Origin of the sequence: Paraburkholderia sp. MM5477-R1 (genome assembly GCF_050436385.1) — a bacterium.
Lineage (GTDB): Bacteria > Pseudomonadota > Gammaproteobacteria > Burkholderiales > Burkholderiaceae > Paraburkholderia > Paraburkholderia tuberum.
In genome coordinates, this window is the sequence record NZ_JBNDMC010000007.1 from 2,347,958 (window position 1) to 2,365,460 (window position 17,503).

General features: G+C 63.6%; 13 protein-coding genes. All 13 read right to left on the reverse strand.

Features of this window, described 5'->3' with window-relative positions; all coding sequences use genetic code 11:
* Positions 1-1,401, reverse strand: coding sequence for a type IVB secretion system protein IcmH/DotU (gene icmH, locus OKW35_RS39910; RefSeq protein ID WP_429554934.1), 1,401 nt, complete (start codon positions 1,399-1,401; stop codon positions 1-3).
* Positions 1,398-2,735: a type VI secretion system baseplate subunit TssK gene (tssK, locus tag OKW35_RS39915; RefSeq protein WP_429357096.1), complete on the reverse strand. Its 1,338-nt coding sequence runs from the start codon at positions 2,733-2,735 to the stop codon at positions 1,398-1,400. Before tssK ends, icmH begins: the two co-directional genes overlap by 4 nt.
* A gap of 105 nt (positions 2,736-2,840) precedes the next feature.
* Positions 2,841-4,436 (reverse strand): type VI secretion system-associated FHA domain protein TagH, encoded by a 1,596-nt coding sequence (tagH, locus tag OKW35_RS39920; RefSeq protein ID WP_429554935.1) that lies wholly within the window; start codon positions 4,434-4,436, stop codon positions 2,841-2,843.
* Positions 4,433-4,987, reverse strand: coding sequence for a DUF6931 family protein (locus OKW35_RS39925; protein WP_429554936.1), 555 nt, complete (start codon positions 4,985-4,987; stop codon positions 4,433-4,435). The genes tagH and OKW35_RS39925 overlap by 4 nt, the downstream gene beginning before the upstream one ends.
* On the reverse strand, positions 4,984-6,870 hold the full coding sequence (tssI, locus tag OKW35_RS39930; protein WP_429554937.1) for a type VI secretion system tip protein TssI/VgrG: 1,887 nt from the start codon (positions 6,868-6,870) through the stop codon (positions 4,984-4,986). The genes OKW35_RS39925 and tssI overlap by 4 nt, the downstream gene beginning before the upstream one ends.
* A 297-nt stretch (positions 6,871-7,167) precedes the next feature.
* Entirely contained in the window at positions 7,168-8,172 is a 1,005-nt protein-coding gene (locus tag OKW35_RS39935; RefSeq protein ID WP_429357092.1) for a TcdA/TcdB catalytic glycosyltransferase domain-containing protein, read from the reverse strand.
* Between the two features lie 64 nt (positions 8,173-8,236).
* A complete protein-coding gene (gene tssH, locus OKW35_RS39940; protein WP_429554938.1) occupies positions 8,237-11,041 on the reverse strand; it encodes a type VI secretion system ATPase TssH in 2,805 nt (934 codons plus the stop codon).
* Positions 11,042-11,125: 84 nt separating this feature from the next.
* Positions 11,126-12,142, reverse strand: coding sequence for a type VI secretion system baseplate subunit TssG (gene tssG, locus OKW35_RS39945; RefSeq protein WP_429406432.1), 1,017 nt, complete (start codon positions 12,140-12,142; stop codon positions 11,126-11,128).
* Positions 12,106-13,998, reverse strand: a complete 1,893-nt coding sequence (tssF, locus tag OKW35_RS39950) for a type VI secretion system baseplate subunit TssF (RefSeq protein WP_429554939.1) — start codon at positions 13,996-13,998, stop codon at positions 12,106-12,108. Before tssF ends, tssG begins: the two co-directional genes overlap by 37 nt.
* 5 nt (positions 13,999-14,003) lie before the next feature.
* Positions 14,004-14,507 (reverse strand): type VI secretion system baseplate subunit TssE, encoded by a 504-nt coding sequence (gene tssE, locus OKW35_RS39955; protein WP_090804253.1) that lies wholly within the window; start codon positions 14,505-14,507, stop codon positions 14,004-14,006.
* Positions 14,508-14,520: 13 nt separating this feature from the next.
* Positions 14,521-15,333 (reverse strand): type VI secretion system accessory protein TagJ, encoded by an 813-nt coding sequence (locus tag OKW35_RS39960; protein ID WP_429554940.1) that lies wholly within the window; start codon positions 15,331-15,333, stop codon positions 14,521-14,523.
* Positions 15,334-15,390: 57 nt separating this feature from the next.
* Complete coding sequence (locus OKW35_RS39965; RefSeq protein WP_090804249.1) at positions 15,391-15,894, reverse strand: Hcp family type VI secretion system effector; 504 nt, start codon at positions 15,892-15,894, stop codon at positions 15,391-15,393.
* A gap of 111 nt (positions 15,895-16,005) precedes the next feature.
* Positions 16,006-17,499: a type VI secretion system contractile sheath large subunit gene (gene tssC, locus OKW35_RS39970; protein ID WP_187610345.1), complete on the reverse strand. Its 1,494-nt coding sequence runs from the start codon at positions 17,497-17,499 to the stop codon at positions 16,006-16,008.
* Positions 17,500-17,503: the final 4 nt, after the last annotated feature.

Consider the following 17,503-nt stretch of genomic DNA (forward strand, 5'->3'; position numbering starts at 1 on the left):
TCAGTGCTCCGGGATATACAGGATTTCCACGCGACGGTTGCGCGTGCGGTTCGCCGGCAGATCGGCCGGCGTCGCGATCGGCTGCGACGAGCCAGCGCCGCTCGCTTCGAGACGACGCGGATCGTCGAGCCCCTGCGCGAGAATCTGCTGCGTGTTCTGCGCGCGCGCCGTCGACAGCGCGAAGTTGTCCTTGAAGGTCAGCGAACGCACGGGCTGGTCGTCGGTGTGGCCGACGACGATCACCCTGCCCTTCACCTGATTCAGCGCCGACGTGATCCGGTGCAGGAGCGACACCACGTCGGGCGCGATGTCGGCGCCGCCCGACGGGAACAGTTCGGCGGCGGCGAGACGCACCGTGTCGCGGCCATCGGGTAGTTCGTCGACGCTCAACTGCCCGGCCTGTTCCTGTGGCGCGAGCAGTTGCTTGAGCGTCACGCGCGCGGCCGTGGGCGCGGGCGTCGCGACGGTTTGCGGCGGCGGCGTGTTCTCGAGACCGATCGCGGCAAGCTGTGCGCCGACTGGCGCAGCGAGCGCGTTGAGCTTCGTGAAAAACACCAGGAATGCACCCAGCAGCACGACGGCCGCAGCCGACGCGGCGACCCACATCGGCACATGCCGCATCACCGGATTGCGGCGGTCTTCGACGCCGCGCCAATGCGGCGCCAGTTCCGCGGCGGGCGCTTCGCGCAGCCCGCGAATGCGCCGATAGAGATCGTCCTGAATGTCGGCCAGGCGCGCGAGGCCGCCTGGTTCCACGAGATAGCGTCCGCCGAAGCCCAGCGCGAGACAGATGTACATCAGCTCGATCAGATCGAGATGGCGCGAGAAGTCGACGCTCAGGCGATCGAGAATCTGGAAGAACTTCGCGCCGCCGTAGGCCTCGCCGTGGAATGTCACGAGCAGCGTCTTTTGCGCCCAGCCGCTCAGGTCGCCCCACGGCGCGTTGTTCACCGACTCGTCGAGCATCGTGCATAGCACGTAGCGCGCTGCCACGATGGTTTGCGTGTCGATGCCCGCGCCCTGTGCATAGCGCTCGAAGCTGCGCACCTGTGCGACCGCCTGTTCGCGCAGACGGCCGACGTCGGTGGGCGGCGCAACGCTGTGCCGCAATTGCACCGTCAGCAGCAGCAGCGGATTGGCCGCACGGACGAGCGGATTGGCGACACCGCTCAGGAAGTCGCCCAGCTCGGCGCGCAGCGGCGGCGGGCCAGGCGGCTGCGACGGCCGGTTTGCCGGCATCACGCGCGAAGTGGGCGATGCTGGCCGCACGATGCGCGTGAGCTCGCCGGCGTCGGTGTTGGGATCGGCGTTGGGATCGCCGTTGACGGCGCGCTGCGGGCGCACCATCGTCGCATCGCCGCGCCGGGTTGCGTCGGCGGAACGGTCGTTGGTGGTATTCATGCGCGTACCGCCCACAGTTGCAGGTCGAGACCGGCGAAGCCGCTACCGAAGTGCATCGCGATGCCGCCGGACGTCTTCAACATGCGCCACATCGGCGAGTTTCTGTCGCACTCGAAATAGAGGAAGCCCGACATGTAGGGCAACTGGCGCGGCGCGACCGCCATCGGCGATACGCCGATGCCCGGCAGTTGCAGGTTCACCAGATCGCGGATCTTTTCGACAGGACCGATCTTCGATTGAGTCGGCAGTTGCCGGCGCATGTCTTCGGACTTCAGGTCGGCCTTCGCGGCGAGCACGAAGCTCGCCGTATCGAGCAGCGTGAGATCGGGCACCATGCCGACCCACACGCCATACTTGCGCTGCTGCAGCGGAATCGCGACAGCACTCTGTTCGAGCACCGCGCTCAACGCGATGCGCAGCGCCGCGATCACCGGCTCGAAGCTTTCGCGCAGCAGTTCGTGCCGATACGGCGGAAAAGCCTGCGCGCGCTTGCCCGGCGTCGTGAATGTAGCCAGCTCGCCGGCCAGTTCGAGCAGCAGCCGGTAAAGCGCTTCGGGGTGCAGCAGCGGCGCCTCGGCAAGATGCGCGACGAGCGGCTGATAGCGGTTGATCACCTGCAGCAGCAGAAAGTCCGCGATTTCCGCGGCACCGCCGCGATCGGTCTCGCTCACACGTCCTGCGAGCGCCTCGCCGCGCTGATGCAGCAGGCCGAGCAGCTCGGACAGGAACGTGACGAGCCGCCCGGCCGCTTCGGTGCTCTGTGCGGTCGGCATGAAGCCATCGTCGAGGATCACCCGCCGATCGGCGCGGCATTCGACGACCCGTGCCAACGGAATCCGCATCAGGCCTTCCATCGGCTGCAATTCGGGTAAAAGACGTGTGCTCATGCCCGCGACTTCGAGCGCGGTGACGCCTTCCATGCTGCCCGACGCATCGCGCACTTCGGTTTCGCGCACGCGATAGCGGAACAGTTGATCGCTGCCGGCGCCGGGCCATGCGCTGTCCGGCTGCGTGGGCGAACGCAGCGGCAAGGTCAGATGGACGATCTGGTCGCGCCAGTTCGCATCGATATCGAGCGGCGGCGGCAGTGGATCATCGCCGGGCATTGCGAACGGCGTGCCGTCGGGAAACACGCCGCGTGCGCGCTTGATGCCGAGCTTGCCGATTGCGAGCAGGTCGCTTTCCAGTTCGAGTTCGTGAAAGCCCCATGCGTGCGGACGCAGATTGCCCGCGCGCAGCTCCACGTAACGCTCGAAATAGCGTTCCTGCTGCTGCATGTGCTGCGGCCTGAGGAACAGGCCTTCGCTCCATACCACCTTGTTGCTCTGGGTCATGTCGGTGAACCGGATAGGGGTTGTCACACGTCGCGCGACGAGTGCGGGTCGCGACGGCCTCGGGCCTCGCCGCACCGCGTTACGCCGGCGGGTCGCGTTGGCTGGTTACGTTGGCTCGTTGCGCCGCCTTTTCAGGCGTCCGAGCTGTTCTTCGTAGGCGCGCGCGAATTCATCGCCGAAAAGCCGCCTGAAGCATTCATCGGGATTGCTCGTGACTTCTTCGAACTGTTCCTTGTAGCGCTCCCAGTGACGCGGCCGGCCACCGAGCGGCAAACAGCGCACGCTGCCTTCGGCTTCCCGTTCGATCCTCGCCGGATCGAACTGCGCGAGCAGCGACTGGAACGCGGAACGCACGCCAGCAAGCATCGCCATCTGGTGATTGCGGATGTCGTCGGCGGCATCGTTCAGCGCGGCGTTGCCGCGGAGGAAGCCGCCATCGGGCGGCGCGAGCAGCCTCGTGACGGCTTCCTGCGCGGTCGGCGCGAACTTCAACGGGTTGTTTTCGGAACGCTGGATCAACGTCGCGGGCAGCCGGAAGCTGTTCTTCAGTTCGGCGCGCGCGCGTAGCACGTCCATCATCGCGTCGACGGCAATGTGGAACATTTCCATCAATTCGGGAGCGTCTTCGCCGGCGGGCGACGGGGCGGCAGAGGCGAGCGGAGCGGTCGGAACCGCACGCACTGCCGGCGATGCAACTGCCGCAGCGATCACGACGGGTGTTGTGTCCGGCGACGCGTGCGAATGCATCGGCGTTTCCGACTGCGTTTGATTTTGCGGCGGCACCTGCGTCGGCGTCGATGCGTGCGTTGGCGCAACCGCGAATGGTCCGCTCAGATCTCCCGACAAACGTTGCTGTCGCGGCGACGGTGCGGGCACAAGCGCCGGGATCCCGCCAGTCGTCATGGACACATCTTCAGAAGGTTCGAACCGCCCCTGCCCGGAACGCGCGGCGACCAGGCTCGCGGTGGCGTCCCAGTCTTCCGGGAGCACGGGACCGCCAAGCCGTGCTGCCTCGGCCTGCGGCGGCCGGAAGCGGTCGGCCGCCGCAGGCGTGTGGTTCCAACCGGGCGCGGACGATACGCGAGGCAGCGGTTCGTCGGCGTAGGACGATGGCACATCGAACAACGCGAGTGGATCGAGACTCGCACCCGGCGCCGATCCATCGGCGACGCCCGGAATCAGGCCTTCGGCCTCGCCCGCATGCTCCTGCGCCGGGGTGGCGCGCCGTGGCGCGAGCAGCAGGCTCAGGTCCAGCGGACCCCTGTTTTGCGCAGGCGCAGGCGCCGGTGCGCAGGCAGGGGCCGGCGCGGCAGCAACGAAAGACGCGATGCGCCCCGGATCGACCGAGCCGGCCCGAGGGTTCGGTTCGGTCGCACCGTTGCCGCTCAAGCGCACGCTGACATCGAATGTGTCGATCTGCAAGCGGTCGCCTTGCTTCAGGGCGGCCGGATCGCCTTTTCGCAGTGGCGCGCCGTTCAGCGACATGCCGTTCGTGCTGCGGTCCTCGATGAAATACATGCCGTTCAGGTAGCGCACCAGCGCGTGCAGACGCGACACGCCTTCCGTGCCCAGCACCCAGTCGCACTCGTCGGAACGGCCGATGCTGCCATCGCGGCAGTCGAACACCTGCTCGCGGCTTGCGTCGAAGCCGCCGGTCCCCTCGCCTTCTATCGAGAGAATCAGCCTCTGCGCGGCGCTCATTGCATACCTCCATCGCTACCTTCAGGAACACTCAGCAGGCCCAGCGCATCGCGCACGAACGCGGCACGGCGCGCATCGAACCGCGCGGGAACCAGCGCGGCCATGTAGCTCACCGCGGCCGTCGCCGCGATCGCCGTCAGATGCTCCGGCGGCGGCGTCGGCCGCTCGTGCTCCGGATTCAGGTTGCCGCCCGACCAACCTGCGGCGGCAGCCGTCCATGCGCCGATCGTCTGGTAGCGATGCGTCTTCGCGAACGCGAGCGCCGCGGCGCGTTGCGCTTCCATGGGATCGCGCACCCACGCTTCCGCGAGTTCGAGACCTGCGCGGTCGTGTTCGTCGAGCGACTGACGGCGGCAGCACTGGCACGCCCACGCCACCGCATAACGGCGCGGCAGAAGACGACCAAGCAGGCTCAACGCATCGGCTGAATGTCCGGCGTCGAGCAATGTCTGCACCGCCGAACGCGCCGCCATCGACGGCCGCAGGCACGCTTGCGCACGCGTGGAAAGCCGCATCTGGCGCGCTGCTTCGAAAATCGACGGCGTGCTCATAAGATCATCGGAGCCGCGCCGCCCAGTACCGCCGTCGCGGTCCCGATCAACTGCAGGTTGGTGGACTGCACGAGGCAATCGGCCTCGGACAGGATTTCCATCGCCGCGATCGAACTCATGTTCAGATTCGCTTTCGAGTTGATCTCCATCGCAAGACCCGATGCCATCGTCACGTTCATCTCTCCGTTAAGCGAGATGCTGGTGCCTTGAATCGCGATCTCGCCGGTGCTGTTCATCGTGATGCTGGCAAGTCCGGTGACCAGCCTGATCTGGTTGCCCGCCGTCAGCGTGTAGTTGCGCGCGACCTGTACATCGTGGTCGTGCTCCGACTCTTCGCGCAGATCCCTTTGCGCGTGAATCAGCACCTGCTCGCTGCCCACCCGGTCTTCGAAGCGGATCTCGTTGTAGTCGTCACTACCGCCACCTTCGTGGCTGCGGCTTTTCACACCGCTTTGGGTCTTGTTGTCCGGCAGGTTGTACGGCGGCATGTTGTCGGCGTTGTAGACACTGCCGATGATCAGCGGCCGGTCCGGATTGCCGTCGAGAAAGCTAACCACCACTTCCTGTCCGACGCGCGGGATGAACTGCGCGCCCCAGCGCTTGCCGGCCCACATCTGTGCGACGCGCACCGGGCACGAGTTCCGCGCGTTCGGTTTGCCCTGACGATTCCAGAAGAACGTGACCTGCACGCGGCCGTATTTGTCGACGGCGATGTCTTCGGGCGTATCGCCGTACACCACCGCCGTCTGCAGGCCAGCGATCACCGGACGCGGCGTCGTCGGCATCGTGCGAAACAGCTGGCGACTGCGGATCGCCTTGAAGCAGCACTTGAACGGCGCCTCGCCATCGTCTCCACCGCCGCCCGCCGAGTAGTCCGGCTCCACGAGGCGCGTCACCGCGTCGATCACGAGGTATTCGTGATTCGCGTCGGCAAGCGGAAAGTCCTTGAGCCTGAACAGCGCACCCGTGGCGAGACCACAGGCGTCGGTGTGGCCGGCGCTCATCGCGAGCGGCACATTCAACGCATCCGCGCGCACCTGCGCGTAGCGCTGGCCGTCGGACAGACGCTCGTCGTAGCCAACGTAGTCGTACCCATAGTCGTAGATGTCGAGGCCGCTCACGTTGTGCGCGTCCTCCAAGTCGGTCAGCTCTTCGGTGGCAAGCAGCGATGCTTTCGGCTTCAGATAGTCGTAGTCGTCGAGCTGCACCTTCGTCGCGTTGACCGCGCGAGAGGTCGCCCAGTCGCCGATCGACGCCTTCATGCGCTTGCCCCGCCCGATCGGCGGCGCATAGGGAATCTGCTCGAAGCCAGCCACGCTCGAGTGCGCGCCGAGCGCATCGGCGAGCACCATCGTGTGCGTGCTCTGCGTATGCGTGAAGAAGTAGTAGATGCCTTCCTGCTCCATCAGCCGGCTGACGAAGTCGAAGTCGCTTTCGCGGTACTGCACGCAATAGTCGCGCGGCGGATAGCTACCGCTGAGGCTCACCTTCAGATCGCTATAGCCGATGTCGCCAAGTACCGACTGGACGATCTGCGGCACACTCATGCTTCGATAGATGCGGCAGTCGCGTCTGCGCGTCGCTAACCACGGTTTCGGCACGAGCGTGAACGTGTAGACCGCATAGCGCACGTTGTCGATGTTGACGAAGCCGCCTTGCTCGCCTTCGCGGACAATCGCGTTGAAGTAACGCGTATAGCCTTGCGGCGTGACAAGCTTCACCGTCATCGGCGTGCCCAGCAGCGAACGCAGATCGACTTCCGCGTTCTTGCTGATCGCTTCGAGCCGATATGAAAACAGCCGACCGAGCGACTCGGTCGCGGTCATGTTTGCGAACAGGAGACTGCTGCCGAGACTGGAAGTGAGTGTGATTGCGTGGGCCATGACGTGATCTGCGAACCTTCTTTACGTTGCGGGTAAGTCGTACTGGACGGAAAGCCGCAGCGCGGTGATCGAACCGGTATCGGCGCCGCTGTTGCGAACCGGACGCTTCCAGGTTGACGGTTTTTGCCTGCTGGCATCGCTCCATCTCCCGGCGCGATTAGTACGCCCTTTGGCAAACAGAACACCCGGCCCACGCGATCTATTCCTTCGCCATGGCGCAAATGAATTTGATATAGGTCGTCCTGCGTGTTATGGATCAACCCGATATTGACGTGATCCCGGATTCGTTCGAAGAACTCATACGCCAAGCCAATCGTGAAAGTAACCGTCCCTGACCTTGTGCATGGGGAAGTACCAGTTATCTCGCATGAATAGATTGTTCTGCAGTTTCTGACCCGAGGTCTGAGAGCGGACTTGCTCCTCGAACATTTTGTCCCGGACCTTTTTGAAGCCTGAACTCTGCGCTGCTGCCGTTGGTCCCGTCATTCTGATCGTGCTCGTCCGGACGTCATTCATATATTCTGTTCGCAGATCATTGCTGGTCTTGATCGATCTGAAGTTGCTGTGTATGAGCGATTTGTAGGACTTCAAGCCACCGCTGCCAGCGTGACTCGCAATGATCGAGTTGCTGATCGATGGCGTCTGGTCGCCTCTGACGTACTGTTCCCACCAGTTTGGATTCACCCAGTCGCTCTCGCTTATTCCGTAATACCAGGCGGGATGCACGGCGGAGAATCGCGGGTAAGACTGGTGGCAGATGATTTCCCCCAAGGGACTGACGCAGCTGACGTCGGTATCGACATAGAGACCGCCATGCTGAAGAAGAATCTCGATTCGCAGAATATCGCTGGCCGAACCGAAGTTGGCTCCGCGATTGACCAATTCGCGTCGGTAAATCGTCGAGTTCTTACCCATCTTCAAATCATGCTGCACCTCGCGCAGCTTGAGCCTGTTCTGCTCGCAGAAGTTTATGATCGAGTTGACCTGGCGGCCCCGCATTCCACGCAAATCCTCGCCGCGCATGTTCAGATACTGATTCAGATATCTCATCGTTGCCGAATCGCCCCCGTCCTGACCCAAACGTTGAGCTACCTCATCCCATTGGTTCGGAGTAGTGCTGGCATTGTGTTGTACGCTGATCTGGCGGCGACGTTCGCCTGTCAGTAACTGATTGGCGTCAATCCAGAGATTCACCTCCCAATCGGGGTTCAACCTTGGAAACGTTATGATGCAATCGCGGTTTCGTTGCGGGATATCGCCGCCAATCCAGATAATATGAATTATCTTTGGAATAGCTTTCACGTTTTGAACTCCTCGTAAAGGTCAATTTCTTTCGACCGCCTCAGCATGTGGCGCCCCGGTCACACTAATCAGGAATGCCGGGAATAGCGGCGATGAGCGGCGCACACTCGTCGAAGCGATACGCAAAATCGCCGTCCTCGACGCTCACGCCAACCCGCTCGATCGCGACGCCGTCGATCATGCGTGCGAGAAACTCGCGGCTGATCGCAGGCAACATCGTGTTGGTCAGAATCGCATCGATCATCCGGCCACCCGATTCGCTCTCCGTGCAGCGACTCACGACCAGTTGCGCCACGGCGTCGTCATAGTCGAGCGGCACGCGATAGCGATCCTCGATACGCCGCTTGATGCGATCCAGTTGCAGTCTCACGATCTTCGCGAGCATCGCGCCACTGAGCGGGAAGTAAGGGATCGGCACGAGCCGGCCTAGCAGCGCGGGGGGAAACACCTCGAGCAACGGTTCGCGCAGCGCTTTGGCGAGGCCCTGCGCGTCCGGCATCAGCTCCGGGTCCTGGCACAGGCCGGCGATCAGATCCGTGCCGACGTTCGTGGTCAGCAGGATCAAGGTGTTCCTGAAATTGATCGAGCGGCCTTCACCGTCATCCATCACGCCCTTGTCGAACACCTGAAAGAAGATTTCGTGGACATCGGGATGCGCTTTCTCCACTTCGTCGAGCAGCACCACCGAATACGGCTTACGCCGCACGGCCTCGGTCAGCACTCCGCCTTCGCCATAACCGACATAGCCTGGCGGCGCGCCCTTCAGCGTCGAAACCGTGTGCGCTTCCTGAAACTCGCTCATGTTGATCGTGATCAGGTTGTGCTCGCCACCGTACAGCGCCTCGGCGAGCGCCAGCGCGGTCTCGGTCTTGCCGACGCCCGACGTGCCGGCGAGCATGAACACGCCGATCGGACGGTTGGGGTTGTCGAGACCGGCGCGCGATGTCTGGATGCGCCTGGCGATCATCTCCATCGCGTGGTCCTGACCGACGACGCGCTCGCACATCAGGTCGGCGAGATTCATCACGGTCCGCAGTTCGCTACGAACCATGCGCCCGACCGGAATGCCGGTCCAGTCAGCGACGACCGACGCGACCGCCTGGTAGTCGACATTCGCCAGGATCAGCGGGTTTTCGCCCTGCCGCTCGGCGAGCTGCGCCTGCAGTCGTTTCAACTCGGCAAGCACCTCTGCCCTCGTGTCATCGTCGAGCGCCGGCGGCGCGAACGAGTTGGTCGATGCGTCGGACTTCGCGTCGCCGCGCGCAGTCGGTTCCCGCGCACTGCCGGCGCTCTCGCCCGGCGCGGCCTCGCCTCCTAGCCGCGCGCGCAACGCCAGAATCTGCTGGACCAGCGATTTCTCGTTGTCCCACGCGGCTTCGAACTGCTGCAAACGCAGCCGTTCCGCTTCGAGCGTCGCTGCAGCCAGCGACTCGCGAGCCTCCACCTCCATGCCGACGCTTTTCTCGCGCGCGATGATCGTCTGCTCGGTCTGCAGCGCCTCGATCCGCTTGAGCGTGTCGTCGATTTTCGCCGGCACCGCGTGCTGGCTGATCGCGACACGCGCGCACGCGGTATCGAGCAGGCTCACGGCCTTGTCCGGCAACTGACGCGCGGGAATATAGCGATGCGACAACTTGACGGCTGCTTCGAGCGCTTCGTCGAGAATCTGCACACGATGATGCTGCTCCATCACGCTCGCGGTACCGCGCATCATCAGGATGGTCTTCTCTTCGCTCGGTTCGTCCACCTGCACGGGCTGGAAACGTCGCGTCAGCGCCGGATCCTTCTCGATGTGCTTGCGGTATTCGGCCCAGGTGGTCGCACCGATCGTGCGCAGATTGCCGCGCGCGAGCGCGGGCTTGAGCAGGTTCGCCGCGTCGCCGGTGCCCGCCGTACCGCCCGCGCCCACCAGCGTATGCGCTTCGTCGATGAACAGGACGATCGGCTTGCGCGAAGACTGCACTTCGTCGATCACCTGACGCAGGCGGTTTTCGAACTCGCCCTTCATGCTCGCGCCGGCCTGCAACAGGCCGATATCGAGCGCACGTACCTGCACGTTGCGCAATGGCGGCGGCACGTCGGCACGCGCAATGCGCAGTGCGAACCCCTCCACCACAGCCGTCTTGCCGACACCCGCTTCGCCGACCAGCATGGGGTTGTTCTGGCGCCGGCGCATCAGTACGTCGACCAATTGGCGAATCTCGGCGTCGCGGCCCACCACCGGATCGATCTTGCCGTCGCGCGCCTGCGCGGTCAGATCGACCGTGAACTGCTGCAACGCCTGTTGCCTGCCCATCTGCGCGGGCGCCATCGCACCGCTGCTCTCGCCCGGCGCAACCGCGCCGGACGCAACCGCGCCGGCACGAAACCCGTCGGTGGCAAGCTGGCCGTCTTCCGGCGAGCCTTCGACGATGCCGGCGAAGTCGTCGGCCAACGTCTCGGCGCGTAGCTTGTCGAATTCCCCTGAGACATCGAGCAATGCGTGACGCAAGTGTCGCGTACGCAACAGGCCGACGATCAGATAGCCGGTGCGCACCTGGGCTTCGCCGAACAGCAGCGTAGCGAATACCCAGCCGCGCTCGACCGCTTCTTCCACCTCGGCCGACAGATCGGAGATGCTCGTACTGCCGCGCGGCAAACGTTCGAGTGCGACCGTGACGTCGCGTGCAAGGTGCGACGGATCCAGGCCGAAATGCCTGACGATGCGATGCAGATCCGAATCCTGTAGCTGCAGGATCTGATGAATCCAGTGCGCCAGTTCGACGTACGGGTTGCCGCGTAGCCTGCAGAACACGGTAGCGCTTTCGATACCCCGATAGGCCAGCGCGTTGAGCTTGCCGAACAAGGCGCCACGACTTATTTCAGCCATGATTCCAATCCTGTATGACCAGAGGCGGCCGCGAAGCAGTCGCCAGTTCAGTTGAAAGATGCCCGGACATGCGTACGCCGGACTTCACTCGGCCGGGCTCAACACGACCTGGTCGGCATCGTTGTGCTGCGGATAGCGGCCCATCCACGTGTTGAAGCCCATGCGGGCCGCCTGACCCAGATGCGTCAGCGGCACTTGTTCTTTCTTCAGCACGAGCTGCACGTCCCAGCCCTTCTCTTCGCCCACATACAACTTGACCGCCGCCACCAGTTGCGGGAGCGTGTCGCCGCCCGGCAAAAAACGGTTGAACTCGTTGCGGGTCAGCGGCCCGACGCGCAGCCGGAAGCGCTGCTGCGCGCCGCGCACATGCGTGCCGAGCAATGCGTCGCGGCCCATCGAGGCCATGCTCTTGCCGATATGCAAACGCGCGTCCCGAGGCAATTGCATCCACCCGGCGACGAACTCGAGCACGCGCACCGGCACACCGAAGAAGTGCTCGAGAAAACGCCTGAGTCCTTCGGCATTGCGCGCTTGCGGCACCAGACGCCCGGCGAAAAAGCGCTTGTACTGATCGGGCAGCGCGTCGCGTCCGTCGAGGTGCGGCGTGGCGATGCCGATCAGCGCGCCGACATAGGTGCGAAACCGGTCCTGTTCCGGACGGTCCAGCTGCACGGTGGGCTGCGCATCGGCCCACGCGCGATAGAAGAGGCTCAGCATCCGGTGATGAAACACGTCGGCAAACGCGACGAACGTCGGGTCTTTCGCGTTCCGCTCCCGATCGACGGCGTATTCGGTGAGGTGCAACGGCAGCGGCCCGTTCGGTCCGAACAGACCGAGAAACAGCCCAACCAGCCGCGCCGGCCGGCCGGCCTTTCCCGCCTCGAAGCGCGCGATGCTGCGCGACGGAAATTCCAGTGCCGCGGCATGGGCGAGACGCACAGGATCTTCGGCCGGCCTGGTCGAATGACCGAACCGCGGCCGTTCCGGATACCCGCATTCGAGACGGCGCATTGCCTCGAAGAACTCGAAATCTTCCGGGCTCGCGCGCAACGCGGCTTCGAGCACTACAGGATCGGGCGCTTGCCGGGATTCGCGGGCCATCGGGCTACCTCGTTTCGTTCGAGCGTGCGCAACACCGTCTCGGCGAACGAATTCAGCGAGACATAGCGCGCAAAGAAGTGCTGCAATACCGACGCGAGCAGAAATGCGCCGCTGCCTTCAAAAGCGGCATCGTCGCAGCTCAGCGTGATCTCGAGCCCGCGGCCATACGTGATCGGCCCGGGCACCGGCACGCGACGCGTGATGGGCTTCGCCGCGACATGCTTGATGCCTTCGATCTGCCGTCGCGTCGCGGCGTCGAACTCGTCGTGATACAGGCCGAGCATTTCGCGCAGCGCCGCCGCGCCCGTTTCGCCTTCCTCGTCGAGCAGTGACAGATAGTTCAACTGCAGGTGGCTGATGAGCCGCCACGCGGATTCGCCGGTCGCGGTCGGCGCGCGTGGCCGGGTCGGTCCAGCCACACAGCGGATCGACGCCACGGGCGCGTCGGTATCGAGCGTGAAATCGGTGTACGACTTGCCCACCGGCATATGCAGCGGCAAATCGCGATTCGTGCACAGCAGCCGCAGTCCTAACTGGCGCAGCGTGGTCGCATAGGGCGCGTCGTTGGCATCCACGAGCGCGATAAACGTTTCGCTGCCGACGTAGCTCGAGCGTGCGCCGCGTTGCTTCTGGCGGCTCGAGATCAGCCGCGGCTCGCGGCGCAGCGTGTAGAAGGCCGCCTGCCCGCCGTGCCATGTGCGAGCGGTGCTGTCGTAGAACGGCAGGAAGCTTTGCTCCGGCTCCTGGCGATCGCCGTAGCCCCGCACTTCCAGCACGCTGTGCACTTCGAAATCCATCGGCCGGGTGTGGTCGCCGAGCACGTGATACTCGGTGTCGCCCTGCTGCAGATGAATACGGTCCGCGCGGCGCTCGAACAGATTGATTACCGGCGCGCAGAACAGGCGGAAGTTGCCTGCATCGATCGCGTTGTGCAGGCGCGTCACGCTGCGCTCGAGCCACACCACGATCTCGAACTCGTTGCCCCGCGAACGTGCGAGCAGCGGGCGCAGCTCCGTGAACTCGGCAAACAGGAAACGCTCCGGACACGCGAAATACTCCTGCAACAGCCGGTAACCGCTGAACGAACGGCCACCGTAGGGCAGTATCGCGTCCTCTTCGTCGAAGCCTTTGGCGCGCAGCGCCGACGCGTCATGCTGTGTCTCGATGGTTTGCCCATCCGGCGCGGTTGCGCGCACCGTATAGCCGATGCGGTTGGCCATCAGCTGCTCGTAGAGCCATCGCGGCAGATCGTCGGCGCCGGCGAGATAAACCGGCAGGCTGTCGAGCGCGAGCGTGTTCGCCGCCACGCCGGAAAGGGTTGCGAACTTCAGGCGCAAACCCGCGCGGACCTGCCCGGCTTTCGACGGCGGCGGCACGAGGTCAGCGGCGGCAAGCGCCGCAGGTGTGTCCAGGTATCTCGCCTCGGTGATCGCGAGCGGCCACAGCGTCACGTCGTGCGCGGTGCGGTATTCGCACGCCGTGCGCTCGCCGAAGCCGGTGAGACTGCGCAACACCGTGTGCCGCGCGACCGCGTGTCCGGTGGCAGGAAGGTCTTCGGCTTGATCCGGATACAACTGCACGACCGCCATCGACGGAATCGGCGTCAGGTAATGCGGGTAGATCATCTCCAGAAGATGCTGCGTGAACACCGGATACTGCGCATCAAGCTTCATTTGCACGCGCGCCGCCAGAAACGCGAAGCCTTCGAGCAACCGTTCGACGTACGGGTCGGCGCAATCGAGACCTTCCATCCCGAGACGGCCGGCAATCTTCGGATACTCGCTCGCAAACTCCGCTCCCATCTCGCGGACGTGTTGCAGCTCACGGTTGTAGTAGCGCAAGTGTCGTGGGTCCATGACGATCAGCCGAAGCGTTGCGACACGTGAAACTCGCCGGTCTCGAGATCGACGTCGGTGCGAAGATAGAGAGAAAGCGGCATCGGGTTCGCCCACATGTCGGCTTCGATCAGGAAACGCAGCGAACGGCTACCCATGCGCGCTTCGTCGACCTCGACGCTCACCTGAACAGTGCTGGCGATCAGACGGGGTTCGAAGTCGAGCAGCGCCGAACGGATCCGGTTCTGCAACAGCTCGGCATCGATACCCGACAACGCCGCACCCGCAAGATCGGGGATACCGAAATTCAGTACGGAATTACCCACCTGCGCGAATCCGGTCAGCTCGTCGCTGCTCCAGTGCCGCGTGCAGTTGAGCAGCCACGCGATATCGCGTGTCACGTATTCGCGCAAACGCGCGGCCGTAATAACGCGCTGCTCCCGGCTCTCCTCGCGCTGCGCAGGATCGAAATCGGTGAGACGATCGAGCAGCGACGGCTGCAGACGCTCCTGGGGCATCAGTTCTGCCATCACGTGCGCCCCCTCAAGCTGTTTCGAACGTGATCGAGCGCACGTCGAGCAAAGGATATTCGTCGACGTCGGTGATCAGCATGCGCTGACCAACGCCGATGAAACAGCCGTCGCCGAGATCGGTCCACGCCGTACGCTTTGCCAGCGCGAGCGCGACGTCTTCACCTCGCTCGCTGCCGCAATAGCGGCAAGGCACGAAGCCGATCGCCTCATTACCGCTCTTCCAGGTGATTCGCACCGGCGCCCAGATCTTGTCGCGCAGATCAGTGGGCGCATCGAAAGACAGCGCAGCGACGCGCGAGAACGGCACCCACGCATAGCTGTCCTTCAGGATCACTTCGAGGCACGGCCCGAAACGCGGGTCTGCGTCGGCGATCCATTTGAACGGCACGCCGTCGATGCTGCCGCGCACCGTTTCCGCTTCGTCGAAGGCTCGCGCGCGCAATGCGAGCGCTTCGGCGATCCGTCCGCCGCACAGTTGTTGCAGCGACTGCAACAGCAAGCGCTCCCATTCCGACCGCTCGCCGACCGTTGCCGGGTTACGCAGGGCGGCCAGCACGGCTTCGCGTTCGCGTTCGCCGACCAATGCCGCGCGGTAGGCGGCGACCATCAACGCGTTTTGTCGTTCCAGTTCGCCCGCCACGGTCAACTGGGTTCCGGCACGCTCCCAGTCACCCCGCAACGCAAGCAACTGAAACAGAAACACGCGCAGCGTCGCGTCCGCCGGCGAGTTTTTCACTTTCGCGGCCAACGCTTGCAACGCGTCGTTCAAGTGACCGTCCGCGAGCAGCTTTTCAGGTTTGACATCGACTGAAGAAAGTGTCACTGGATGTGCTCCATTCAATGAAAGAAAGCGGGCGAAAAGACCGGTATCGCCGCCCGCTTACTGCTTGGTGACCTGCTGGATATCGAATGTGAAATCCTTGGTGCCGCCATTTGCCTTGCCTTCATCGTCCTGCGGCTGGAACGAGTACTTGAACTTCCCGAAATGCAACGTGATGTTCTCGGTGAGTCGTTCGTCGCCACCGCTGCCGCCCGTGGATACCGACGTGACCAGCACCCCTTCGCTCAGCTCGATGGTCAGGAAGTCGGTCTGCTGACCCGTTGCGTTGGTGACGTACAGATAGGCGTTGTCGACGCGCGCGCCCGTGCAGCAAGCGTTTAGCAACGCGTTCGAGCAACTGTCGATGTACTTCGTGACGGTGATGTCCTGAATGTTGGCCTTGCCGCCCGATGCATAGCCCGCACCCGTGTGCAGATTGCCGGTATTGCTGGCGCCCCACGACCACGCGATGATCGGAACCTGGTTCTTGTGCTTCGAGTGATTGGAAGCGCCCTGGATCGTGACCGCTCCGGAGCCGAATTTCAGGTGCATGTCGAATGCCATAGTGACCTCTATTTGTGAGCCAAAGAGTGCGCTCGCCGTAGCGACGAACGATCAGGACCGGAACGCTGCCGCTCCGGACGATTACCTGCAAGGTGAGATGCAGCGGAAGCCTCAAGCCGCCTGCGCGGAAGGCAGTCGCGATACGAGCCGCAGCGATACGGTGAGTCCTTCGAGCTGGTAGTGCGGCTTCAGGAAGAACTTCGACGTGTAGTAGCCGGGATTGCCTTCGACATCCTCGACGACGACTTGCGCGGCAGCGAGCGGCTTGCGGGCCTTGGTTTCCTCGCTGGAATTCACCGGATCGCCATCGACATAATTCATGACCCAGTTCGACAGCCAGCTCTCCATCTGCTCGCGCGTGCTGAATGAGCCGATCTTGTCGCGCACGATGCATTTGAGGTAGTGCGCGAAACGGCAGCACGCGAACATGTATGGCAAACGTGCCGACAGATTCGAATTCGCCGTGGCGGCCGGATCGTCGTACTCTTCCGGCTTCGCGACCGATTGCGCGCCGATGAATGCCGCGATGTCCGAATTCTTGCGATGCACGAGCGGCATCAACCCCATCTTGTCGAGTTCGGCCGAGCGCCGATCGGTGATCGCGATCTCGGTCGGGCACTTCATGTCGACGCCACCGTCGTCGCTCGGGAAGGTATGGACCGGCAGACTGTCGACCGCTCCTCCCGACTCGACGCCGCGAATCCGCGTGCACCATCCGTAGTACTTGAACGAACGGTTGATGTTCACCGCCATCGCATACGCAGCGTTCTGCCATGTGTACTTCGATGAATCCGCGCCTTCGGTGTCTTCTTCGAAGTCGAACCCGTCGACTGGGTCGGTCTTCGCGCCGTACGGCAGCCGTGCAAGCGTGCGCGGCATCGTCAGCGCGAGATAGCGCGCGTCGTCCATTTCGCGAAGCGAACGCCAGCCCGCGTAGTCCGGCGTCGTGAAGATCATCGACAGATCGCGCGGATTGGCCAGCTCGTTCCAGCCTTCCATGCCGAGCAACGTCGAATCCGCCGCCGAGATGAACGGCGCATGCGCGGCGGCGGCGACCTGCGAAATGCCGCGTAGCAGTTCGACGTCCTGGGGACCGTGATCGAAGTAGTAATCGCCGATGAGGCAGCCATACGGTTCGCCGCCCAGCTGACCATATTCTTCTTCATAGATGCGCTTGAACACAGGGCTCTGGTCCCACGCAACGCCCTTGAAGCGCTTGAGATTTTTTGCGAGTTCCTTCTTCGATATGTTCAGCACCCGGATCTTCAGCATCGGATCCGTTTCGGTGTTGGTAACGAGATGGTGCAGCCCTCGCCACGCACCTTCCAGCTTCTGAAAGTCCGCGTGGTGCATGATCTGGTTCAACTGCTCGCTGAGCTTGCGGTCGATCTCGGCGACATACGCGTTGATGGTTTGCGTCACGTCATCCGAAACGATGTGCGAATCCTGCAGCACCTGCGCAGCGAGCGTACGCACGGCCGATTCGACTTCCTGCTTCGCGCGCTCGTTCTTCGGCTTGAACTCCCTGTTGAGCAGCGCGGCGAAATCATCGGCGCCGCTCAATGAGTCCTCGACGCCTTGCTCGATCTGATTCTGGCTTTCCATGATC